General features: G+C 30.6%; 25 protein-coding genes and 1 pseudogene. 18 read left to right on the plus strand and 8 right to left on the minus strand.

Features of this window, described 5'->3' with window-relative positions; translation table 11 throughout:
* The 4 genes and pseudogenes from C7447_RS14815 to C7447_RS11255 all read right to left on the minus strand — a co-directional run.
* A pseudogene (locus tag C7447_RS14815) lies at window positions 1–1,584 on the minus strand (hypothetical protein); the annotation flags it as partial.
* Between the two features lie 39 nt (window positions 1,585–1,623).
* Complete coding sequence (locus C7447_RS11245) at window positions 1,624–2,472, minus strand: ABC transporter permease (RefSeq protein WP_148870601.1); 849 nt, start codon at window positions 2,470–2,472, stop codon at window positions 1,624–1,626.
* 19 nt (window positions 2,473–2,491) lie between these two features.
* Window positions 2,492–3,391: an ABC transporter ATP-binding protein gene (locus C7447_RS11250; protein WP_148870602.1), complete on the minus strand. Its 900-nt coding sequence runs from the start codon at window positions 3,389–3,391 to the stop codon at window positions 2,492–2,494.
* 105 nt (window positions 3,392–3,496) lie between these two features.
* A complete protein-coding gene (locus tag C7447_RS11255; RefSeq protein WP_148870603.1) occupies window positions 3,497–4,009 on the minus strand; it encodes an IS1096 element passenger TnpR family protein in 513 nt (170 codons plus the stop codon).
* 70 nt (window positions 4,010–4,079) lie between these two features.
* Between C7447_RS11255 and C7447_RS11260 the strand changes: the two genes are divergently transcribed.
* The 4 genes from C7447_RS11260 (at window position 4,080) to C7447_RS14820 (ending at window position 6,626) form a co-directional block, all read left to right on the plus strand.
* Window positions 4,080–4,496 (plus strand): PaaI family thioesterase, encoded by a 417-nt coding sequence (locus C7447_RS11260; RefSeq protein WP_148870604.1) that lies wholly within the window; start codon window positions 4,080–4,082, stop codon window positions 4,494–4,496.
* 47 nt (window positions 4,497–4,543) lie between these two features.
* Window positions 4,544–5,347, plus strand: coding sequence for an alpha/beta fold hydrolase (locus C7447_RS11265; RefSeq protein ID WP_170245995.1), 804 nt, complete (start codon window positions 4,544–4,546; stop codon window positions 5,345–5,347).
* Window positions 5,344–6,375, plus strand: coding sequence for an isochorismate synthase (locus C7447_RS11270; protein WP_246143065.1), 1,032 nt, complete (start codon window positions 5,344–5,346; stop codon window positions 6,373–6,375). Before C7447_RS11265 ends, C7447_RS11270 begins: the two co-directional genes overlap by 4 nt.
* Before the next feature lie 107 nt (window positions 6,376–6,482).
* Window positions 6,483–6,626, plus strand: coding sequence for a hypothetical protein (locus C7447_RS14820; RefSeq protein ID WP_170245997.1), 144 nt, complete (start codon window positions 6,483–6,485; stop codon window positions 6,624–6,626).
* Window positions 6,627–6,783: 157 nt separating this feature from the next.
* Here C7447_RS14820 and C7447_RS11275 read toward each other — a convergent pair whose 3' ends face one another.
* A complete protein-coding gene (locus C7447_RS11275; RefSeq protein ID WP_148870606.1) occupies window positions 6,784–7,143 on the minus strand; it encodes a PUR family DNA/RNA-binding protein in 360 nt (119 codons plus the stop codon).
* Between the two features lie 82 nt (window positions 7,144–7,225).
* Window positions 7,226–8,980: an ABC transporter ATP-binding protein gene (locus C7447_RS11280; RefSeq protein ID WP_148870607.1), complete on the minus strand. Its 1,755-nt coding sequence runs from the start codon at window positions 8,978–8,980 to the stop codon at window positions 7,226–7,228.
* Window positions 8,981–9,169: 189 nt separating this feature from the next.
* Between C7447_RS11280 and C7447_RS11285 the strand changes: the two genes are divergently transcribed.
* From C7447_RS11285 to C7447_RS11330, 10 genes are all read left to right on the plus strand, one after another.
* The gene (locus C7447_RS11285) at window positions 9,170–10,270 is read left to right on the plus strand and encodes a Glu/Leu/Phe/Val family dehydrogenase (RefSeq protein ID WP_148870608.1); all 1,101 of its coding nucleotides are present in this window, start codon (window positions 9,170–9,172) and stop codon (window positions 10,268–10,270) included.
* A gap of 78 nt (window positions 10,271–10,348) precedes the next feature.
* Window positions 10,349–11,287, plus strand: coding sequence for a transcription antitermination factor NusB (gene nusB / locus C7447_RS11290; RefSeq protein WP_148870609.1), 939 nt, complete (start codon window positions 10,349–10,351; stop codon window positions 11,285–11,287).
* An 84-nt stretch (window positions 11,288–11,371) separates the two neighbouring features.
* Window positions 11,372–11,881, plus strand: a complete 510-nt coding sequence (locus tag C7447_RS11295) for a DUF1573 domain-containing protein (protein WP_148870610.1) — start codon at window positions 11,372–11,374, stop codon at window positions 11,879–11,881.
* Window positions 11,882–12,190 carry a preprotein translocase subunit YajC gene (gene yajC, locus C7447_RS11300; protein ID WP_148870611.1) on the plus strand — a complete coding sequence of 103 codons (309 nt, stop codon included), beginning with the start codon at window positions 11,882–11,884 and terminating at the stop codon, window positions 12,188–12,190.
* Window positions 12,191–12,270: 80 nt separating this feature from the next.
* Entirely contained in the window at window positions 12,271–13,209 is a 939-nt protein-coding gene (locus tag C7447_RS11305) for a CdaR family protein (RefSeq protein ID WP_148870612.1), read from the plus strand.
* The gene (coaE, locus tag C7447_RS11310) at window positions 13,209–13,796 is read left to right on the plus strand and encodes a dephospho-CoA kinase (RefSeq protein WP_148870613.1); all 588 of its coding nucleotides are present in this window, start codon (window positions 13,209–13,211) and stop codon (window positions 13,794–13,796) included. Before C7447_RS11305 ends, coaE begins: the two co-directional genes overlap by 1 nt.
* 113 nt (window positions 13,797–13,909) lie before the next feature.
* On the plus strand, window positions 13,910–15,478 hold the full coding sequence (locus C7447_RS11315; RefSeq protein ID WP_148870614.1) for a sensor histidine kinase: 1,569 nt from the start codon (window positions 13,910–13,912) through the stop codon (window positions 15,476–15,478).
* A gap of 15 nt (window positions 15,479–15,493) precedes the next feature.
* A complete protein-coding gene (locus C7447_RS11320; RefSeq protein WP_148870615.1) occupies window positions 15,494–16,192 on the plus strand; it encodes a response regulator transcription factor in 699 nt (232 codons plus the stop codon).
* Between the two features lie 90 nt (window positions 16,193–16,282).
* Window positions 16,283–16,903, plus strand: a complete 621-nt coding sequence (locus C7447_RS11325; protein WP_148870616.1) for an L-threonylcarbamoyladenylate synthase — start codon at window positions 16,283–16,285, stop codon at window positions 16,901–16,903.
* Window positions 16,893–17,570 carry a ceramidase domain-containing protein gene (locus tag C7447_RS11330; RefSeq protein ID WP_148870617.1) on the plus strand — a complete coding sequence of 226 codons (678 nt, stop codon included), beginning with the start codon at window positions 16,893–16,895 and terminating at the stop codon, window positions 17,568–17,570. Before C7447_RS11325 ends, C7447_RS11330 begins: the two co-directional genes overlap by 11 nt.
* Here the strand turns inward: C7447_RS11330 and C7447_RS11335 are convergent.
* Together C7447_RS11335 and C7447_RS11340 are read right to left on the minus strand one after the other, a co-directional pair.
* Window positions 17,562–18,560, minus strand: coding sequence for a glycosyltransferase family 2 protein (locus C7447_RS11335; RefSeq protein ID WP_148870618.1), 999 nt, complete (start codon window positions 18,558–18,560; stop codon window positions 17,562–17,564). The genes C7447_RS11330 and C7447_RS11335 overlap by 9 nt on opposite strands.
* Before the next feature lie 227 nt (window positions 18,561–18,787).
* Window positions 18,788–19,231 (minus strand): type I restriction enzyme HsdR N-terminal domain-containing protein, encoded by a 444-nt coding sequence (locus C7447_RS11340; RefSeq protein WP_148870619.1) that lies wholly within the window; start codon window positions 19,229–19,231, stop codon window positions 18,788–18,790.
* Between the two features lie 147 nt (window positions 19,232–19,378).
* Here C7447_RS11340 and holA point away from each other — a divergent pair, with 147 nt between their 5' ends.
* The 4 genes from holA (at window position 19,379) to C7447_RS11360 (ending at window position 23,596) form a co-directional block, all read left to right on the plus strand.
* Window positions 19,379–20,380: a DNA polymerase III subunit delta gene (gene holA / locus C7447_RS11345; protein ID WP_148870620.1), complete on the plus strand. Its 1,002-nt coding sequence runs from the start codon at window positions 19,379–19,381 to the stop codon at window positions 20,378–20,380.
* 305 nt (window positions 20,381–20,685) lie between these two features.
* Entirely contained in the window at window positions 20,686–21,903 is a 1,218-nt protein-coding gene (locus tag C7447_RS11350; protein WP_148870621.1) for a site-specific integrase, read from the plus strand.
* Between the two features lie 3 nt (window positions 21,904–21,906).
* Entirely contained in the window at window positions 21,907–23,211 is a 1,305-nt protein-coding gene (locus tag C7447_RS11355) for a hypothetical protein (RefSeq protein ID WP_148870622.1), read from the plus strand.
* Window positions 23,212–23,302: 91 nt separating this feature from the next.
* Entirely contained in the window at window positions 23,303–23,596 is a 294-nt protein-coding gene (locus C7447_RS11360; RefSeq protein ID WP_148870623.1) for a helix-turn-helix domain-containing protein, read from the plus strand.
* The last annotated feature ends 15 nt before the right edge of the window (window positions 23,597–23,611 follow it).

A 23,611-nucleotide genomic window follows, 5' to 3' on the forward strand; every position in this document is an offset into this window, starting at 1 on the left:
CGTTAAGAAATATACCACTTCAAACTGAGTAGGATCTTGAGTTCCTAATACTTGTGGGGTAACATCGGCTTGTAGATCGAAACTGTTGAAACCGTCTCCGTCGGTATCACAGAAATTAATGTTTGCTGCAGGATTGGCTAGGGAAGGTTCATAAACTCCAATGTTAAAAGTACCTTCTAATTTTGTTTGATTTCCGCAATCATCTGTGAGTGTTACAGTAAGTAAGTATGTACCACTATCGGTTATGTTTAAATTATTAAGTATTAAATCTGATGTGTTTGATACTGAGATAACTGTTGTTCCATTATCAAAAGTCCAATCATAATTAATATTACTGCCAGTTACAGTCTCAGGGGAAATAGTAATAGATTCTCCTATGCAGTATTGTAAGTTTTGGTTGTTTATTACTTGATTAGTAGTTACGTCAATAATTTCTATGGGTAATAATAATGAAGATAAAAATGGAGGTAATCCTTGACTAGCAGTTGCAGAACCTAGATTAATACTTCTATGAGAATAATTACAGGCTGCCCCTAACTCTTCAGGGTTGTTAATTATACTAATATTATTAGAATTATCACTTGTCCAATATATTTTATTATCAGGGCCTAATTGTAATGCGCCTCTTGTATTGAAGTAATTATGGACTAAAAATCTAGAATTGTTAATCTGAAAAATAGATGGTAGAGTAACATCGAATTGAAATAAATTTTCATCAGAAGGTTCAAAAGATCCAGTTGAAATATATAATCTTTTACTAGAAGTTGAAAATTCAACACCATATGCATCACCATTAATTTCAAGTCGTCTAGAATTACTAACAATCCCTGTCTCATCATCAAAATCAAAAAGAAAAGTTCCCGACCCCATACTAGCTGAGACCAATTTTTTGCCATCTGGAGAAACTTTTAAATAACCTCTTGGATCAACAGTAGATAAACCTGAAATTGAACTTATGATTGGATTATCAATATCAACACCATTGTCATCTATTTTAAAAGCATAAAAAGTATTACTAACTAATGATATTACCCAAAAAGTATTGCATTCTTTAGCTCTAACTGCAGTTACTTTTTCAGTCCATATGGTTGCTTGAGATTTAGCAAGGTCTACAGGGCCTGAAATAATATCTCCTAATCCACCATTCTCTGTCATATCGATGGTATAGTACCAAAACCCTGAATTTCCACTAGATTGAGCTCCTACAACAAATAAATAATAAGTATTTGGCCGTCCTGGAGCAGGAACTGTTAAAGCCGATTGAGAACTTGATGCATCTCCTTTTAATAATTGCCCTCCGTTAGCCACATCCGAAAAAGGCATCGGTTGATTATTTCTATTCCATATTGTTAAATTTTGAGCATCAGGGTTTGGAGCTCCAACATAAAATAATAAGTTACCGTTTGCGTTAGAGAATGAAGAACATCCTTCAGTAGTGTTTAATTGACTTCCATTCACAGGTAAAGGATTGCCCGAATTAAAATCTAATGCGGCATTATGACCAAAATACCAGTAATTTGCTTCGTTTTGAGAATACAGTATAAATGAAGCAAATAGAAAAGTAGTAAATAATAATTTTTTCATTAAGCTTGGAGTTGTGAAAACCAAATTTAATGAAAAATACTACAAATCTCTCTTTTTTAGGATGCTATATGAGAGGAAAATAAAAATGAATGTCCAGATTAAGACAATAATTATATTTAAAAAACTTACCGAATAATCCTTAACTACTTGTTCGCCTATTTGCTTAGCTACTGATTGTACTGCGCCTAAACGTGTAAAGGGTTCTTTTATTAGATTTTGCATTGCTTCCAACGGAAAAAATTGCATAATATCCCCGACTTTCTCTGTAGCATCAAATTTAAGATGGCGAAAATTCCAATATAAAAAACCTTTAAAAAGACTTTCAATGATTAACCAGATAATCATTCCTGCTACAGCAAAAGCAGAGCGTTTAATTAAAATTCCTAAAAATAATCCGAAAGAAAAGAAACCAACTAATTTTACAAAAAAAGCTAATAAGTATTCTAAATCTGAAAATATAATTCCGAACTCATTAAAATCAGAATAAATCAATCCTAAAACTAAAGAAACAACCAACACAAAAACAGTAGAAATTGCCGCAAAAACTACTACGGTATAAAATTTTGATAAAATGAATTCTTTTTTACTTAATCCATCTATTAAGTTTTGCTTCAGTGTTTTGTAGCTGTATTCATTAGCCATCATAGATACAATAACTAAAAGTAGAAAAAATTTAAAAGAAGCTGCCATATAGGTGTTAAAATGCCAGATATAAGGAAAGTTAAAAATTCCTTGTTCTGCTAAATGAAATTTTATAGGACCAATGTCAAATTTTATAGCAGCAATTAAGGCTATGGAAGTTAATAGGCCGAAATAAACAATTGATAAAACTCTACTAGCACGGTTATGTTTTAATTTATGAAATTCTATACTTAGAAGTCGTAGCATGATGATTTGTTTTGAGAGGTTAGTTATTGTTTGTTAGTTGCAAAAATTGCTGTTCTAAGCTTAGTTTTCGTCTTACTAAATGAGACACGGATATACCATTTTTAAAAAGATAGGCGTTAATTTCAGAGGCTAAAATTTCGTTTTCTAGTCTTGCAATTACTAGGTCGTCATCAACATTAACGGCAGCAACATCAAAATGGTTCTTTAATACATTAACAAGCTTTTCTTTGTCTCCATCAGTTTTTACTTCTATAACCCCGTTAGAAGCAATCATATTGTCTACACGTCCGTCATATAACTTTACACCATTTCTAATTACGACTACGTGGCTACATACTCTTTCAACTTCATCAAGTAGGTGGGAAGCGAGTAAAATTGTAGTTCCGTTTTTAGCAATTTTTCTAATAATCTCTCTTATTTCATGAATTCCTTGAGGGTCTAATCCGTTGGTGGGTTCGTCAAGAATTAATACTTCAGGATCGTTTAATAAAGCAGAAGCAATTGCTAAACGCTGTTTCATCCCTAATGAATAGGTTTTGAATTTACTATCTCTACGCTCGTATAAGTTAACAAGTTTTAGTTTTTCTTCAATTTTATCGTAAGGAACATCTTTGATTTTACAAATCAGTTTTAGATTTTGAACAGCTGACATATATGGGTAAAAATTAGGACGCTCAATAATAGCCCCTACTTTTTTTAAAGCTTCATGAGTTGATAAACTTCCATCGAACCAAGAAAATTCACCAGAATTCTTATTAACTACATTTAAAATAATGCCTAATGTGGTTGATTTACCACTTCCATTGGGACCTAAAATTCCGTAAACATTTCCTTTTTTAATGTCAAAAGAAAGGTTATTAACCGCGTGTACCCGACTATATTTTTTGTCGAGATTTTTGATAGAGAGTATTGTTTCCAAAGATATACTTGTTTAGTCAATTTTATATTCGACGAACAAGATACCAAAATGTTACGGGAATTTATTAAAAGGTTAAAAAGTAGATTTATTTATAGATAAATAATCTTAATAAGTATCAAAATCAATATCATCCAAATTCTCAAAGTCGTTAAATTTATCATCGAACTCATCATCAAATTCGTCGTCAAAATCATTTTCTAATTTGTCTGCCGTAAATTCTTTTTTTGGAGCTTCATCAGGAATATTTCCTATAGATAGTAAGATTTTAGCTTCTGAAGTAATTTCATCAGATTGTTCTAATACTTCAACATAGAACGTCCACATTTGTAAGAAATCATAAACGTAAATTAACTTATCGCTTTCATTAGGAAGTGTTTCGTTTAGGGTACAGGTAGCCATAGAAACACCTTCTCCAGCTTCAGCCATATTAAATAACGGAATTTCTTCTCCTTGATTCCATTCGTTATCTGATCGGTAAAAAGAAGCCATTTCTTGTCCGTTAAAGCCAAAAGCTTTGGCAATAGTAAAGTGTAAATCTTCTAACGATTGCTTTTCATCAACCAAAAGGGTTCTAATAACGTCTTCTTTTGTATCTAAAATTACGCGGACTTTGTACATTTTGTGGTTTTTTAGAGAGGACAAAAATACGATAAATATTATGTATTTTTACTTTTGTAAAATACTTCTAATGAATAAAATTGAAACACTCAAAAAACTAAATAGTTACAATAAAAATACCTTAATGGAAACGCTAGAAATTGTGTTTACAGATGTTGGAGATGATTTTTTGACAGCAAAAATGCCTGTAAATTCAAGAGTATATCAGCCATATGGAATTTTACATGGCGGAGCAACGGCAGCTTTAGCAGAAACAGTAGGAAGTTCGGCTTCGGCAATGTTTGTAGATGCTAGTAAAAAAGTTGTAAAAGGGTTGGAGTTGAGTATTAATCATTTGAAGAGCAAAAAAGAAGGATTTATTTTTGCAACTGCTCGTCAAATTCATAAAGGAAGAACTACACATTTATGGGAAATTAAAATTATTGATGAAGAAGGGAATTTAATTTCTATTTGTAAGTTAACAAACATTGTTTTAGATAAAAAATAATGCGGTTTGTAAGAAAATCTCTGAAAATATTTTTGTGGATCTTTATTTTGGCAATTACCTTTTTGTATTGGTTTTTTGTAACTTTTTCAACACCTAAATCAACTTTAGAGATTCTTAAAGATTATAATAAAAGTGGTGTTAGTCCCATAGTTACCCAAGAAAATTTTAGAGGATTTGAATACAGAAAATTAACGATTCAAAAAGATACAACTTTACCTATATTAGTTTTTGTTCATGGAGCTATTGGTTCTATTCGAGATTTTGAACAATATATTTTAGATTCTGCTATTAGAGCAAAAGCTAATATTATTGCATATGATAGAGTTGGGTATAATTATCAAGATAAAAATACAGTACAAGAAAGTATTGCTTTTGAACGTGATATGTTGTTGGATATTATTAATCCGTTAAAAAAAGAAAAAGTGATTTTGGTTGGATACTCTTATGGAGGGCCTATTGTGTTAGCGGTTAAAGAAAAAGTTAAAGAAGTTATATTACTAGCACCAGCAATTTATAGTTCTGAAGAAACTATGCCTTGGTTGTTAAATTTTTATAAGTGGAATTTAACAAAATGGTTAGTTCCTGATATTTGGAAAGAAGCTTCCAAAGAAAAAATATCACATAAAAAAGATTTGCAAAATTTTGAAGTAGATTGGCAAAATAATCCAAATTCAATTGTAAGTGTTCACGGAACTAAAGATTGGATTGTCCCTTTTTCAAATTCGAAAAAGTTACAAGAAAAATATGATGAAGATCGATTCAAATTACTGGAAATAGATGGTGTTGGACATGGTTTTGTGTGGACGAATTATAATGAAATAAAAGAACAAATTTTAAAGAGTTTAAATTGAAAATTTTTAAAAGAATAAAAACGTCAGTAGAAGAGAAATTGCCGTGCGTGGCTTATAGAAAGCCAAATGAAATGGTTATTTCAGCTTTCTTTCAGAAGGATAATAAGCTGCATACAACGGAGAACTATGTAGAAAGCGGTTTTGTTTTTGCTCCGTTTAATGATGAAGATTCTTCAATTCTAATTCCTACTGATTTTTCAGAATTTATTAAAGAAGAGATTAATTTTGAAATTAATTTGAAGCAAAAAAAGATTTTTCCTTCGGATGAAGTTTCGAGAGATTTTCATATTAAATTGGTTAAAAAAGGAGTTGCAGCGATTAAAGATAATCAGTTTGTAAAAGTTGTTTTATCGAGAAAGGAAGTTGTCGACTTGGAAAATTTTGATGCTATTAAAACTTTTCAAAAATTATTGAAAACTTATAATAACGCTTTTGTTTATATGTGGTTTCATCCTAAAGTTGGACTTTGGTTAGGAGCTACACCAGAAACCTTAGTTAAAATTAATGAACAGTTTTTTGAAACGATGTCTTTGGCAGGTACGCAAGAATATAAAGGAGATGAAAATGTAACTTGGCAGCCTAAAGAAATAGATGAGCAGCAGGTTGTAACAGATTATGTATTGGAAAAATTAAAGCCTATTTGTAAATCGGTTTCTGCTTCAGAAGTAGAGACGGTTAAAGCTGGAAATTTATTACATCTTAAAACGGGTATTTCGGGTAGGTTTGAAGGGAATCCATCAAAATTAATAACGATGCTACATCCTACACCCGCAGTTTGTGGTTTTCCAAAGGAAATAGCTAAAACCTTCATAATTGAAAACGAAGGGTATAATCGCGGTTTTTACACGGGTTTTTTAGGGGAATTGAACCTGTTTAATTCACAGTTGTTTGTCAATCTTCGTTGTATGGAAATTAAAAATAATTCCGCAAATATTTATGTGGGTGGTGGAATTACAAAAGAGAGTAATCCACAAAAAGAGTGGGAAGAAACAGTTGTAAAAGCACAAACGATGAAAATAGTTTTATAGGGGAAAACACTTTTTTTTATCTAATTGCTTTGTTGTTAGCTTTTTATTACTATTTTTATAAAAAGAAGAGAAATTGAGTTAAAATAATTGTTAAAAATCTATTTGCTATGCTATTTAATGAAAAAAAAAGAGAAACTGTGGTGTTGGACGACAAACTTAACAGTAGAGTAGGGCGTGTATTTGCGGCTACAAAACCTGGGTATGAAAGCTCAGATAATAAAGAATTTGAAACTTATAATTGCCAAGATTAGTTTGGTTGTTAAAAGATTGTATCAGTAGTATTAAAAAAACCACTAACTATATATAGTCAGCGGCTTTTCTTTGTGTAAATTGAATTTGAATTGAAAATGTAAGGTGTAAATTTTACGAGTTAACTCGTAAAATTTATGCCGAATGCTGTTACTTATTTTAAATATCTTCGAAAGAAACGTCTGTAAAACTTTCTGTAGACGTGTTTTCATTTACAGTTTCTTCTTTTTTGTAATCTTTTTGATGACGCTCACTGATAACTTCTCTTCCTTTTTCGTCAAGAATGTATTCAGTTGCTTTATTTAACATTTCTTGAAAATCTGCGAAATCTTCTTTGTATAAATAAATTTTATGTTTTTGATAATGGAAAGATCCATCATCATGTGTAAATTTTTTACTCTCAGTTACTGTTAAATAATAATCATCTGCTTTCGTAGATCTAACGTCAAAAAAATATGTTCTTCTTCCTGCTCTTAAAACCTGTGAAAAGATTTCTTCTTGTTCAACTCTCTCGCTCATAATTCGTTTCTTAAAATAGGGGTTGTTATGTTAAATTCTTCGAACAAATCTAACAAAATATTTTACGTGGCAATGTTAAAGCTTAAATTTCTTTTTCTAAAAGTTGTTGTTCGTACAACTCTTTATAGTATCCTTTAAGGGTTATTAGTTGATTATGAGTTCCTTGTTGAATGATTTTACCATCATCTAAAACGATAATTTTATCAGCGTTTTTAGCAGAAGAAACCCTGTGACTAATAATAAACGTAGTTTTGTTTTTAGAAACTCGTTCTAAATTAGATAATATTTTCTCTTCAGTTTCGGTGTCTACTGCAGATAAACAATCGTCAAAAATTAAAATCTCAGGGTTTTTAATAATGGCTCTAGCAATAGAGGTTCTTTGTTTTTGCCCTCCAGATAAAGTAACACCTCTTTCGCCTAAAATAGTTTTATAGCCATCTTTAAACTCTATTATATTATCATGTATAACAGCATTTTTTGCAGCAGTAATAATTTCTTCTTCTGTAGCGTCTTCTTTTCCGAATTTAATATTGTTTTCAATAGTATCTGAAAATAAAAACGGATCTTGTGGTACAAAGCCTATTTGATTTCTAAGGTCGTTTAAGTTGCACTCTTTTATCGGTATATTATCAATTAAAATAGTTCCTTCAGTGGTATCATATAAACGAGAAATTAAGTTTACTATAGATGATTTCCCGCTTCCTGTATTCCCTAAAATAGCAAGCGTTTCTCCTTTTTCTACAGTAAAATTTAAATTTTTTAATGCTGTTATATTGGTGTCATCATAGGTTAAAGAAACATTTTTAAAGTCTATTTTTCCTTTGATTTTTGTTGGATGGGTAACTTTATTTTCAATATCTGGTACATGTTGCAAAAATTCATTAATTCTTTGCTGCGAAGCTTCAGCCTGCTGAATAATTGAAGTTACCCAACCCACGATGGCAACTGGCCATGTAAGAATGTTTACATATAAAATAAATTCAGCAATTACTCCAATTTGAATTTCTCCAGCGATGTATTGTTGACCTCCAACATATAAAACGATAATATTGCTGATGCCAATTAGTAATACCATTAGCGGAAAAAATAGTGCTTGGATTTTAGATAAATCGATATTCTTTTCTTTAGCCTCGTCAGATAAATCATCAAAACCATCGATAACAACATTTTCTATAGCATATGATTTTACAACATTAATTCCTGAAAAAAATTCTTGATTAAACGTAGTTAACTTCGATAAATATTGTTGAACAATCGTGGTTTTTTTGTTAATTTGACGACTTAGGTAAAATATAGATACAGATAAAATAGGAAAAGGCAGTAAGGTGTACATGGTTAACTTTGGGTCGATTTGTATCATTTGAGTAAAACCAACCACAAATAATACAATCATATTTACCGTATACATAATGGCAGGCCCAAAATACATACGAACTTTAGAAACATCTTCAGAAATTCGATTCATTAAATCTCCTGTACGATTCTTTTTGTAAAAATTAAGTGATAGTTTTTGGTACTGCTGATAAATTTCATTTTTTAAATCAAATTCAATTAAACGAGAAGTAACAATAATTAATTGTCGCATCCAAAATGTAAAGACGCCTCCTAGTAAGGTTACCCCAACGATAAACAAAATATTGTATAGTAGTGTTTCTTTAACATCTGCCAAATCGGTAAGTTTTCCCGTTTGATAATCTTCTACAGCGTTCACAGAGTTTCGAATTATTTCAGGAATTTTTAATGCCAGTAATTTTGATAAAACGGTTATAAATAACCCTAATAATAAACGCCATTTATATTTTAGGAAGTATTTATTTAGGTATTGTAATGCTTTCAATGTTAAACTTTTATTTAAAGTAATGGTTATTTTTAATTATTAAATGTTCTAAATCAAACGATTTTATTTTCAATTGTTATAAATATTACAATTGAGGTGTCTTTTTTTGTTTGGTAATTACGAATTTCGTATTTTTGCCCTTGAAATTTTGAGGAAATACAAATTTCGCAATTTTAAAACAAATAATTTATGACATCAGAAATCATTGATACTAAAGACCTTAAGAACGATCCTGTTTTCGGGCAGTTATCTTTTAACGGTCACGAACAAATCGTTTTTTGCAACGACGAAGATACAGGATTAAAGGCAATAATTGGTATTCATAACACAACTTTAGGACCTGCCTTAGGAGGTACAAGAATGTGGCAATATAAAAGTGAATGGGATGCATTAAATGATGTATTACGTTTATCTCGTGGAATGACTTATAAGTCGGCAGTTACAGGTTTAAATCTTGGAGGTGGTAAGGCTGTAATTATAGGAGATGCAAAAACTCAAAAAAATGATGCGTTAATGCGTAAGTTTGGTGAGTTTGTTAATTCTTTAAGTGGAAAATATATCACTGCTGAAGATGTTGGTATGGAAACTCGTGATATGGATGTTATTCGCGAAGTAACTCCTCATGTTACAGGAGTGTCTGAAGCTATTGGTGGTTCAGGAAATCCATCACCAGTAACGGCTTATGGTGTTTATATGGGGATGAAAGCAGCTGCTAAATACAAATTCGGAACTGAAAATTTAGCAGGAAAGAAAGTATTAGTACAAGGTGTTGGGCATGTAGGTGAAACTTTAGTAAAACATATTACGGATGAAGGTGCTCAAGTTATCTTAAATGATATTAATGAAGCAAGTTTAGAAGAATTAAGTAAAAAGTACAATGCAAATGTTGCATTAGGTAATGATATTTACGATTTAGATATCGATATTTATGCACCATGTGCTTTAGGAGCAACTATTAATGATGCTACAATAGGGCAGTTAAACGCTCAAGTTATAGCAGGTGCTGCTAACAATCAGTTAGCTGATGAATTAAAGCATGGAAGATTGTTACGTGAAAGAGGAATTGCTTATGCGCCAGACTTCTTAATTAACGCTGGAGGAATTATTAATGTGTATGCAGAGTTAGAAGGGTATAGTAAAGAGGAAAGTTTACGTAAAACTGAAAATATTTACAATACTACGTTAGAAATTTTCAATTTATCAGAAAAAGAGAATATCACAACACATCAAGCCGCCTTTAATATTGCGCAAGCAAGAATTGATGCTCGTAAAAAAGAGCAAAATAGCTAGATAAAAAACAATAAATATTATATTTTTGCAGAGCGTTAGAAATTCATCTATCGCTCTTTTTTTTAAAGTTCTTTTATAATGATTAACAGAAGACATATTCGTGTTAAAGTAATGCAGTCTGTATATGCTATGCAGCAATCGCATAATGACGATTTAGTTAAAGAAGGAAAATTCTTGAAGCATAGTATTCAAAAGATGTTTGATTTATATGTGCTTAACCTCCAATTATTGGTAGAGGTACAAAAATTAGCGCGCAAAAGAATGGAATTATCTAAGAAGAAAATTCTTGCGACTAAAGAAGATTTACAGCCGAACACTAAATTTATTGACAATAAACTTATTAATCTGATTAGCGAAAGTGTTAGTTTAGAAGGATATGTTGAGTTGAATAAGTTAAATAATTGGGAATTAGACGATGAATATGTAAAGATCATTTGGGAAGAATTACAACAAAGTGAACTGTATAAAAAATACATGTCATCTTCTGAGGATAATTATAACACAGATAAAGATTTTGTTGTGGAATTTTTCAAAGAAATCATTGCACCTAACGAAAAATTAGATGATTATTACGAAGATAAAATGATCTCTTGGGTAGATGATATTCCGTTTGTAAATACATGGGTAGTAAAATCATTAAATAAACAGAGTCCTAAAAAAACTTTTATTTTAGGAAGTTTATATAAAGATAACGACGATAAAGAATTTGTATCTGATTTGTTTAACAAAACAATGTTGAATCAACATAAATATGAAGAAGATATTCGAGAAAAAACACCCAATTGGGAAGCAGATAGAATTGCAGATATTGACATGATTTTAATTAAAATGGCAATAACAGAATTTTTGCATTTTCCATCGATACCAAGTCGAGTAACTATTAATGAATACATTGAGTTGGCAAAAGATTATTCAACCAATAAAAGTGGATATTTTATTAATGGAGTTTTAGATAAACTATCTAAAGATTATACAGATTCTAATAAGATGATTAAAATAGGTAGAGGATTAATCTAATATTTTTACATAAATCTTACTTCAATTAAGAAATAGATTTAAATTATTTATTTTATTTTTACGAAAATTAAAAATCATTTTAAAATGAAAAAAATATCAGTAATAGCCACTTTTGCGGTAGTGGTAGGAATGTTGGTTTCTTGTGGTCAAGAAAATGCTTCTTCTAAAATTAAAAAAGAGAACGTTTTAAACGCTCAAAAAAGGGATAACGATATTAGCAAAGGTGCACCAGTGATTTCTTTCGATAGAGAAGAACATGATTTTGGTACCGTTAATGAAGGAGATATAGTTGAAACTTCTTTTATGGTAACGAATACAGGAAAATCTAATTTAGTAATTACAAATGCAAAAGCAACTTGTGGTTGTACAGTTCCTACGTGGCCAAAAGAACCTGTAGCCCCTGGTGAATCTGCAGAAATTAAAGTGAAATTTAATACTTCAGGTAAACGAAATAAACAAAGCAAAACAGTAACATTATATACGAATACAGCTAAAGGAACAGAAGCAGTAAAAATATCTGGTATGGTTACACCTAAAAAAGGAACCCCAACTAAACAGCTGAAAGAACCTAAAGATTTTAAATTAGTTAAATAAATGTTACAAGCAATTTTTTTACAAGCTGAGACTGGAGGTATTTTAAGTATGTTACCTTTTATAGCTATGATTGGTGTGTTATATTTTTTTATGATACGTCCGCAAATGGCACGACAAAAGAAAGAAAAATTATTTCAAGCAGAAATTAAGCAAGGAGCTCAAATTGTTACAACTAGTGGTATTCATGGAAGGATTTCTGAAATCAACGAAAAAAATGGAACTGTGGTTATTGAAACAGGAGCAGGAAAAATTAGATTTGAAAGATCTTCTATTTCTATGGAGTTGAGTAAAAAGCACGCAGAGAAATAAAACTAAAATACATTAATAAAAAGTGAGCAATTTTGCTCACTTTTTTGTTTTTAATTAGATTGCAGTAAAATATATTTCCTTTGGATAAAAAAATAAACATACCAAAAGTCTTTTTCGGGTTTTTATTAGCTTCTTTTTTCATGTGGTTGCTTATCAACTTGTCAAAAGAATATACAACAACAATTAGTTACGAAGTAGCTTATGTTAAATTAGCACAGAACAAAATTTTACAAGAAGATCCTGTTAAAGAAATAAACTTAAAAGTAAAAGGAAGCGGATTCAAGCTTATTTCTGCTAATTTTTCTAGAAGAAGATTAAAGCTTTTTGCAGATAAACTTAAATATGCATCCAAAGGACATTATTATTTTATTCCAGAAAATCAAGAAACAAGCATACAAGAACAATTGTATTCAGGTCTAATGTTAGAGAAAGTATTGCAAGATACAATTCATTTAAAATTAGGTAGTTTACAATCTAAAAAAGTACCTGTTGTTGCCGATGTAAACATCAATTATCAATTAGGATATGATTTAGCCACTCCAATTACTATGATTCCTGAAAGTATTACCATTTCAGGACCAGAGCTACAGTTAGCAAAAATAAATAGTGTAACGACAGAAAAGTTAGAATTGCAAGATCTTTCTAAAAACACTGAAAAAGAATTATTAATTAAATTGCCTTCAGATATAGAAAAAGTAAATATCAGTGACAAAGTCGTTAAAGTTAAAATAGAAGTTGATAAGTTTACTGAAGGTGAGTTTTTTGTCCCTTTTGAAGTAGAAAATGTTCCTTATGGTACTACTATAAATACGTTTCCAAAAAACGTAAAAGTAATTTTTAAAGTAGGCTTGAATAATTTTAATAAGATTTCGCCTAGTTCTTTTAAAGTTGTTTGTGATTATAGAACTTCTAAGGAAAGTGAATTATCTTATTTATTGCCAATACTAAAAACAAAGCCTGATTTAGTTTCATCGGTAAGAATCGTGCCAGATAAGATTGATTTTTTAACTCATAATTAATGGTTGTAGGTTTAACAGGAGGAATTGGTAGTGGTAAAACTACAGTAGCTAAAATGTTTTCTAAATTTGAAAATGTTGTGGTTTATTTTGCAGATGATGAGGCTAAAAAGCTAATGAATACTTCATTAGAAATAAAAACAAAGTTGACTGCTGCGTTTACAGAAGAAGTGTATAAAGAAGGTGTGCTTAACAGACCTTTTTTAGCAAATATAGTTTTTAAAAACAAAGAAAAGCTGGCTGTTTTAAACGGAATTGTACACCCAGTTGTTTATCAGCATTTACAAAGTTTTATTGCAGCAAATAAAAAGAAAGAATATATTCTTTATGAAAACGCAATTCTTTTTGAAAATGGAAGTAATCGTATGTGTGATAAAATAATAACAGTTACAGCCCCTAAAAGCATTAAAATACAAAGGGTAATTTCTCGTGATACTATTTCGAAAGAAGAAGTAGAAAATAGAATGAAAAATCAATGGTCAGATGCTAAAAAAATATTGCAATCTCATTATGTAATTGACAATCAATTGTTAAAGGATACCGAGCTACAGGTTTTAAATATTCATAATAAATTAACAAAAAGGTATTAATTTTTTAGAGGTATAATAGCTTAAATCTTAAATTTATCTTAAAATTACATTATCTTTGTTAATCTAAGGTTAAAACCGTTTCCCCCTAATTTTTATTGAATTACTTTTGAGTAATGGGTAAGAAAATTTTTATTCTTATTGTGGTGTTGATGAGCATTTCTTTAATCGGAATTATTGCAGTACAAGTGTATTGGATTAAAGACGCAATTAAAAGTAAGCAACAACAATTTGAAAGTAATGTTACTATTGCTTTAGCAGGAACATCAGAAAGAATTAAAGAGAGAGAATACAATGATTTTATGCAAAAGCATAAAAAGTTCTTTGAAAATAATCAGTTTAGAACCAATGCAGAATTTAAAAACTTTCTTTTTCAGCAAATAGATACAACAAGTAAGCAGAAATTTACTTTTGCTGCTAGTATTTTAGAAGAAAATTTTAAAATCCCTGTAGATTTTGTAAACAATGATTCTGTTATAATAAAACGTTTTTCAGGAAAAGAAGATATTTTTTTCTCAAAAGTGATAACTTCTAGTAATAAAGATTTTAGAGACTTTACAGATGAAAATAGTTTCACGACTTTTAAAACCTATCCGAGTTGGAATAAACAACAATTTGAAGATATGTTTACTCAAAGTAAAATGTTTACACCAATTCATAAACGAGTGAGTAGTCGAGAATTAAAAAAAACGCTTAAAGAAGAACTCGTTAAAAGAAATATTCATCAAGATTTTAAGTTTGGTGTTTATGAAGGAGGATTAGCAACGCCAATAAAATCAGGTTACTTTAAAGTGAACCTTAATGAAGATTATACGTATCCATTGTTGGAAGATGAAAATGGAAATAGTAAGTATAAGCTGCATGTATCGTTCCCAGATGAGCGTAAAAGCTTACTTTCGGGTATGATGAAGATTTTACTATTGTCGTTGTTTTTTATCGGTATTATTATTGCGGCATTTTCAACATCGTTGTATCAGTTGGTTCGTCAAAAGAAAATATCTGAAATAAAAACGGATTTTATTAATAACATGACGCACGAGTTTAAAACGCCAATTGCGACCATTAATTTAGCATTAGATGCTATCAAAAATCCAAAAATAATTCATGATGAAGAAAAAGTAAAACGTTATGTGCAAATGATACGTGAAGAAAACAAACGTATGCATGGGCAAGTAGAAAACGTTTTAAGAATATCAAGATTAGAAAAGAATCAAATTGATATTAGTAAGGAAGCGGTAGATCTTCACGATGTAGTCGAAGAAGCTATTGAGCATATAGAGTTATTAGTTTCAGATAAAAAAGGAAGTGTAACTACGCATTTTGAAGCGATTTCTATAGAAGTATTAGGAAATCAATTTCATTTAACAAACGTAGTCGTAAATATATTAGAAAATGCTATAAAATACTCTGAAGGCGCGCCAAAAATAGATGTGTTTACAGAGAGCACAAATAAATACTTTATTTTAAAGATTAAAGATGAAGGTATCGGAATGAGTAAAAATGCTCAGAAATATGTTTTCGATAAGTTTTATAGAGAACATAAAGGAAATATACATAACGTTAAAGGTCATGGACTAGGACTAGCGTATGTAAAGGAAATAATTGATAACCACAATGGTACTGTTTTTGTAGAGAGCGAAAAAGGAAAAGGGAGCACTTTTACTATAAAACTACCACTAATATAAATAGAAGGGAAAAAAATGGGAAGTAAAAAAATACTATTAGTAGAGGACGATCCAAACTTCGGAACAGTTCTAAAAGATTATTTAGCATTAAACGATTATAATGTAACACATGCTAAAGACGGTGTCGAAGGTTTAATTATGTTTAAAAATGCCGATTATGATTTGTGCATTTTAGATGTTATGATGCCTCGTAAAGATGGTTTTTCTTTAGCACAAGATATTCGTGTTACCAATAAACAGGTGCCGATTATTTTTTTAACAGCAAAAACAATGAAGGAGGATGTTTTAAAAGGATATCAAGCAGGAGCAGATGATTATTTAAATAAGCCTTTCGATTCTGAAGTGTTACTACATAAAATAAAAGCAATTTTACAACGTAAAGAGAGTGAAAAGTCTACAGATGATGACCAGTTTGAATTTACCATAGGGAAATTTTCATTTAACTCAAAGTTACGTCATTTATCATATGATGGAGGAGAGCCTCAAAAATTATCTCCAAAAGAAAGTAAATTATTACGTATGTTAACAATTCATAAAAATGATTTAATGCCACGTGAATTAGCGTTAACAAAAATATGGAGAGATGATAATTATTTTACATCAAGAAGTATGGATGTGTATATTGCTAAATTGCGTAAATATTTAAAATTAGATGAAGAGGTTGAGATTTTGAATATTCATGGAGAAGGTTTTAGACTTATTGATAAAGAATAGTCTTTCAAAAAAATAATTTTTTATTAAAGCTTCCAATTTGTTTTACAAGTTGGAAGTTTTTACTTTTAACTAAATTCTAAAAAGATTAAAATGGCGCAATTCATTAAAATATACAATGAAAATCCGAATTCAAAGGAGATCGAAAAAGTGGTAAAGGTGTTGCAAAATGGAGGATTGGTCATTTATCCTACAGATACGGTTTATGGTTTAGGATGTGACATTACAAATTCGAAGGCGATGGAAAAAGTGGCTAAAATTAGAGGGGTAAAACTCGATAAGGCAAATTTCTCGTTTGTTTGTAATGACTTAAGTCATTTGTCAGATTATGTAAAGCAAATTGATACAGCAACCTATAAGATTTTAAAAAGAGCTTTACCAGGTCCGTATACATTTGTATTACCTGGAAGTAATAATTTGCCTAAGGCCTTTAAAAAAAGAAAAACAGTAGGTATTCGTGTTCCTGATAATAATATTGCCCGTGCGATAGTGGAAAAGCTAGGAAATCCAATTGTGTCGACATCTATTCACGATGAAGATGAGGTGATTGAATATACAACAGATCCTGAATTGATATTTGAAAAATGGCAAAATATCGTAGATGTAGTTATTGATGGTGGTTACGGAGATAATCAGGCATCTACAGTAATTGATTTAACGGATGATGAGCCAGTTGTAATTAGAGAAGGTAAAGGAAGTTTAGATGTTTTATAATCTTTTAAATATAAAATTCCCAAACGATAGCGGACCTATTTATCAAGAAACGATACAAGGACGCTTACCTGTTGAGCCTTTTAATACGTTTAGCAATCTTATTTTTATTCTGATTTTAATGTATTTCGGAAGAAAAATTTATAAGAATCCAAAACAGCATCCGTTTTTCTTATTTGCTATTCCTGTAATTTTTATTAGTTGGATTGGTGGTACGATGTTTCATGGTACGCGAAGTCATGAATTTTGGTTGGTACTCGATTGGTTACCAATTATGATTGTTTGTTTAGGAGGAATCTTCTACTTCATCACTAAAGTTAAAAAGAAATGGTGGCAACGAATTTTATTGTTTTTAGGGTTGTTGTTTTTGTCTATTTTCCCAAGAAGAATTCCCTTGCCAGAAGGATTCAGAATTTCCTTCGGATATGTACTTACAGCAATTACAGTATTAACTCCGTTTGTTTGGTATGCTTATAAAACGAATTGGAAGAATGTACAATTTATTCTTTACGGAATTTTGTTCTTCGGATTAGCAATTGCTTTTAGAACACTCGATAATAAGTTGATGATTTTACCTATGGGAACACACTGGTTGTGGCATACCTTTGGCGGAGTAGCCGTTTTCTTTTTGCTATTGTATATTTATAAAGACAAGGAAGAATTAACGTAAATCTTCAAACTTTTTTCTACCTAAAACAAAATACTGCCAAACTACAGAAGTGTGTTTGTTGTAATCTGGTTTTCGTTGTAAAGCACGTCGTTTTTTTATAAACTTAAACAGGTTTTTATAAAAACTTAAATGTGCTTTTAAGATAGACCATGTATGTATAGGTCGTAGTTCTAAAAAGAACTTAATTCCTGCAATACCATCTAAAACTAGGCGAGAAAATACTGTTTGAAATAAGTATCTACTTGGTACATTTTTTAAAACAGTGAGTAAGCTGTTTCTAAAGTTTAAATAGGTTTTATGCGGATTTGTTTCTTGCAATGTTGCTCCACCCACATGATAAACCGTTGAGGTTCCTACATATTTTACATTATGCCCTTCATTATGAGCTCGCCAACACAAATCAATCTCTTCTTGATGTGCAAAATAATCTTCATCAAAACCACCTAATTGATGAAAAACGTCACTTCTAATGAAAAAACAAGCACCCGATGCCCAAAAAATATCTGTTATATCGTTAAACTGACCTTCGTCGGTTTCTAAATGATTAAAAACACGTCCGCGGCAATACGGATATCCGAAGAAATCAACAAAACCACCACCAGCACCAGCATATTCAAACTTTGTTTTGTCTTTAAAATCTAACAATTTTGGTTGAATAATTGCAGTATTCGGGTTTTCTTTAAAAACGTTCAGAATTGGCGGAAGCCAGTTGTGAGTAACTTCAATGTCAGAATTTATCAAACAATAAATATCTGCATCAATATGTTGCAAAGCGTCATTATACCCTTTTGCATAACCACCATTTTCTGGGTTTACAACAATTTTTACGGTCGGAAAATGTTCTTTAAGAAAAGCAATAGAATTATCTGTTGAAGCATTGTCTGCTACATAGATTTCTGCAGTATCGGAATTGTGCTTTACGATAGACGGTAAAAACTCTTCTAGTAGTTTTTTCCCGTTCCAGTTTAATATGACGATTGCTGTTTTCAAGACCGCAAACTTACGGTTTTAATGTAGATTTTTGATTAAAAAAAACTTAATTTAAAGATGTTCTCAAGTCGAGTGCAGTTGAGAACTCATTATAACTTTTCACTTTTATAAGAAGTAATAGAAAAATATTTTCTTCCGCCATTACGAACGTAGGTACGAAGTGAAGTGATCTGTCTATCGAGTAAAAAAATTACGTAGGTCGTTGCACTTTTTCACAAGGACATTTTTTATTTATAAGATGGAATTTCTTCTAAAAAGATATACGTTTCATTTTCGATATCTAGTTTGCAAAAAAAGTGTTGTAAACCGTTAGTTACAATTAAAAAATTAGCGTTGAGTTTTAAATTATAACGCGCAATCTGGTCAAAAGTATCTTGTGTAATTTTTATATGTGGAGCCTTACACTCTACAATAATATTTGGTAATCCATTAGAAGAAAACACTAAAATATCACTTCGCTTTTTTAAGTTGTTAACGATAAGTTGTTTTTCTACAGCAATTAAGGAAGTAGGATAGTTTTTTTCTTGAATTAAAAACTGTACAAAATGTTGTCGTACCCATTCTTCTGGTGTTAACACCACATATTTTTTTCGTATTTCACCAAAAATAAGCGTATGTTTTTCGTTACTTTTGAGCTTGAAAGGATACGCAGGAAGATTGAGTTTTTGCATTATTCAAAGATATTAAAATTAACCGTCATTGCGAGCATAGCGAAGCAATCTCTGTATAAGGATTACTTCGTCACAAACTAAGTTTGGGTATTTTCAATTAAAATATATTTTAATTTTAATAATCCTCGTAATGACGAATAAAGAAATATGAACGAAATAAATAACATAGTAGCAGATATAAAAAGTGGAAACATTAAACCTATTTATTTTTTAATGGGGGATGAACCGTATTATATTGATAAAATCTCCAATTATATTGAAGAAAACGTGCTAGATGAATCTGAAAAAGGGTTTAATCAAGTAGTGATGTATGGAAGAGATGTTTCTATTGATGAAATTATTTCGTCGGCAAAAAGATATCCGATGATGGCCGAAAGGCAAGTGCTCATTGTAAAAGAAGCGCAAGATCTAAGTCGTACGATAGAGAAGTTAGAAAGTTATGCCGAAAATCCGCAACCAACCACGGTTCTGGTTGTTAACTACAAGTATAAAAAACTTGATAAACGTAAAAAAGCCTACAAAGCTATTGCGAAAAACGGACTGATTTACGAGAGTAAAAAACTGTATGAAAATCAAGTAGCAGATTGGATTCGTCGTGTGTTAAGCGGAAAAAAATATAATATTGAGCCCAAAGCTTCGCAATTATTAGTAGAGTTTTTAGGAACCGATCTAAGTAAAATTAGTAATGAGCTAGATAAGTTAACTACAGTGTTGCCTGCAGAAACCATTATTAATGCTTCGCATATCGAAGAAAACATTGGTATTTCTAAAGACTTTAACAACTTTGAGTTACGAAAAGCAATAGGAGAGAAGAATGTAGTAAAAGCCAACAGAATTATTAACTATTTTGCGCAAAATCCGAAGAACAACCCGTTGGTAATGACCATTTCTTTACTGAATAGTTTTTTTACTCAATTATTGATGTTTCATGGTTTAAAAGACAAGTCGAAAGGCTCTGTAGCAAAAGCATTAGGGGTAAACCCATATTTTGTGGACGATTATGTAACTGGAGCGCGAAATTACCCCATGCGAAAAGTATCGCAAATTATAGGTTTGTTACGGGAAGCCGATGTAAAAAGCAAAGGGGTTGGCGCTAATCAATCTCACGAAGATATTTTAAAAGAATTGTTGTTTAAGATTTTGCATTAACGGTCTCGTATAACCGTCAGTTACGGTTTTAAAGTTAATAATTTTCGATTAAGAACTGACGTTAGCAATTCCGAGTGGATTCGGACGTAGTCGAATCCGCCGTAATTGTGGTTATACATTGTTATATAGTACTATCACTCATTTTTATTAAATTGCCTTTAAACCCTTTATTTATAAGGGTTTTGTATTTTTAGCTAATGCAAAATAATGCAATAAAATGCTACCAAAAGTTAGGTTTGTTGTACCTATTGTTGTACCTTCGTATTGCGTTGCACCCATTTGCACCGCCTATTAATCAGGGTTTTATGTCTTCAATTAAAGTAGTATTAAGAAACAACAAGATAGATAAAGCTGGACTTGCACCTCTTTATTTACGAGTAATCAAAAACAGAAAAACTAAATTCATTTCATTAAGTGTAAAATTACAGCCTAATGAATGGGATGAAGATAAGCAAAAAGTAAAGAAGAATCATAAATCTTCAACAAGGTTAAACGCATACATTTCTCGAAAGATAGCAGATGCAGAAGGCGAGATTGCAGACCTTGAAAGAAGAAATCAATCTACATCAGCAAGAAGAATAAAAGAAGCCATTAAGGGTAAACCCTTAATTAACTTTTTTGAGTTCGCCTATGATAGATGCGAGAAGTTAAAAGATACTGTTACGCTATCTACTTACAGAAGTTATAAAAACAACATAGAAAAATTTGAAAGGTTTGTTGGACACCGTGAAATAATGTTTGATGATATTACAGCTACAACCTTAAAAGATTATGCATCACATTGCAGTTCTAAATTAGGTAACAATAACACTACTATAAATTATGCGTTTAGAATCCTAAACTTAATGTTTAGAGAAGCTAAAAAAGAAGATTTAATATCCAATGAGCTTGTACCCTTTACCAAGTTTAAAGTAAAGAAAAATAAGACTACAAAGCGTTATTTAAACGAAGAACAGTTTGAAGCCTTTATAAATTTAGATGTTCCGCAAGAGCATAAAGCACAAGTTATTAAAGATATGTTTATCTTTTCTGTTTTTTCTGGTGGGTTACGTTTTGGAGATGTTATCGAATTACAATGGAAGCATTACGATAGCAAAAATCACAGAATTACAAAGACGATAAGAAAAACGAAAAGACAGCATAGTATTAGGATAGGTCAAAAAGCGGTTGATATTTTAGAGAAATACAGAACCCAAGACCAAAAGCAAAACGATATAATTTTTCCATTTGCAAAAGTTGATGAGTTATATTTTAAAGACAGAGGACATAGAAGTTTAATAACCAATAGAGCAATTTCATTAAGTAATATGTATTTGAGCAGAATGGGAGAAGAATTAGAATTACCCTTTAATTTATCCTTTCATATTAGCCGACATACATTTGCGACAAGAGCATTAAATAATGGTATGCGTATAGAACACGTTTCTAAACTTATGGACCATTCAGATATTGGCATTACTCAAGTGTATGCCAAAATTATTAGTAGTGAGTTGGATAATGCAGTAGATAAATACATCAATTAAAGTATGAAAGTTAAAGAACTGATAGATTCTATTTTAAAAAATGAAATGTCATTTTTTGAAATTGTTCAATACATAGAAACAAATTCAACAGACAGCTCAAGAGATCTACTGTTAAATGAAATTTATTCAGCTTTTAAAATGAAATCTTTGGATTTTATGTTTGAAGTAAAAGACGAGGACATAAAAGATGCTATTAATCAATTTGACCATAATTTGGAATACTTGTATTTAAGTGATGAGGATAAACTTAAAGTCCAACATTTCATTAAAGAGATAGACAATAAGTTAACTATTTTCAATGTAGGTGGATTTTCTAAAGTAGCAGACCCAAAAAAGACTAAAGTTATCTACTTAAATAATTTAATGATTGAGTATCACGATGGCTTTTTTCAGCACGAAATAAAAGGCTTTGAAAATTTAAATCATTTTAAATCAATATGTGAATCTCTAAAAGAACATTTCGATAAACCAAAAGAGAAAATAGAGCCTCAACCAATTCAAATGAATTACGCCAACTACCAAAACGACGAGCCTACAGATGTTTTTATTGTTGAAGAATTAGAAAAACGTTTAGCAATAGAAGCAGTAGAATACAAACGTAAACTTGATGATGAATGGGAAAAATACACTTTTGACCCTATGTATTTTGATAATTTCATTTCTGGCGACTTATACAATGAGTTTTTAAAATCCTTATATGAAAGAATCAAGCCATTAAACGACTTTGAAATTAATAAATACCTCACATTATCAGTAAATCAATTTAAAACCCATACACCAGAAAAAAGAGCAGAAGCATTTAAACGACTATATCACGATACCTATTGGTTTCCAAATTATATGGAATACAAAGAAGAAACCTATTTATCTAAATACGCATTGCACGTTTGGAAACATTATGCAAATCATTTTGAAGTATTTAAGGAAGCTGCAATAAATGCCTTAAATGATTTTAAAAGCGGTATCACATCTACAACTAAAACAACAGTAAAAGAATTAAAAAAAGATTTTTCTACCCTTATACCACAAACTAACAAACAAGATTATATTTTACAGTTACTTGAAGATTTAAGTATAACGCTAAATGGCACTAGTATTTTAACACCAAGAAAAAAAGGTGCATTAAGGGGTGTGATTGAAGCATTAAGAGAAAAAATGATAATTCCGAATATTGGTTTATCAACCTTATGCAATGTTTTTGCCGATAAAATAAATTTAGAATTGAAGTCAGAATTGGATGCATCTACAACATCAGAGAAGTACAAAAAGGAAGCATTACAGTACATTAAAAACAATCCAATACATTAAAATACACCTGTTATAAGGGTATTATAAGGGTGACCCTATAGCTACCTATGTTAAGGGCAATATTGCGGTATAATTTTAAAAATATATCGTAATGGAAGCAATCATTTTAAGCACCCAACAGTACAAAGAGTTAGTTAATCGTTTAGACGATTTAAACAAACAATTAGAGGAAAAACAAAAGAAGCCTCAAGACACTTTTTTAGACAATCAAGAATTTCTTCAGCTAATGAATATTAGCAAACGTACAGCGCAAACTTGGAGGGATGAAGGTGTTATTTCATTTTCTCAAATAGGTTCAAAAATCTATTATCGTATGAGTGACGTGCAAAAGTTATTAGACAATAACTATCGTAAAGCATTCACAACAAAAAGAAATAATTACTAATCCCTAAATCTTAAA

The sequence above is a fragment of the Tenacibaculum adriaticum genome (assembly GCF_008124875.1).
GTDB classification, from domain to species: Bacteria; Bacteroidota; Bacteroidia; order Flavobacteriales; family Flavobacteriaceae; genus Polaribacter; species Polaribacter adriaticus.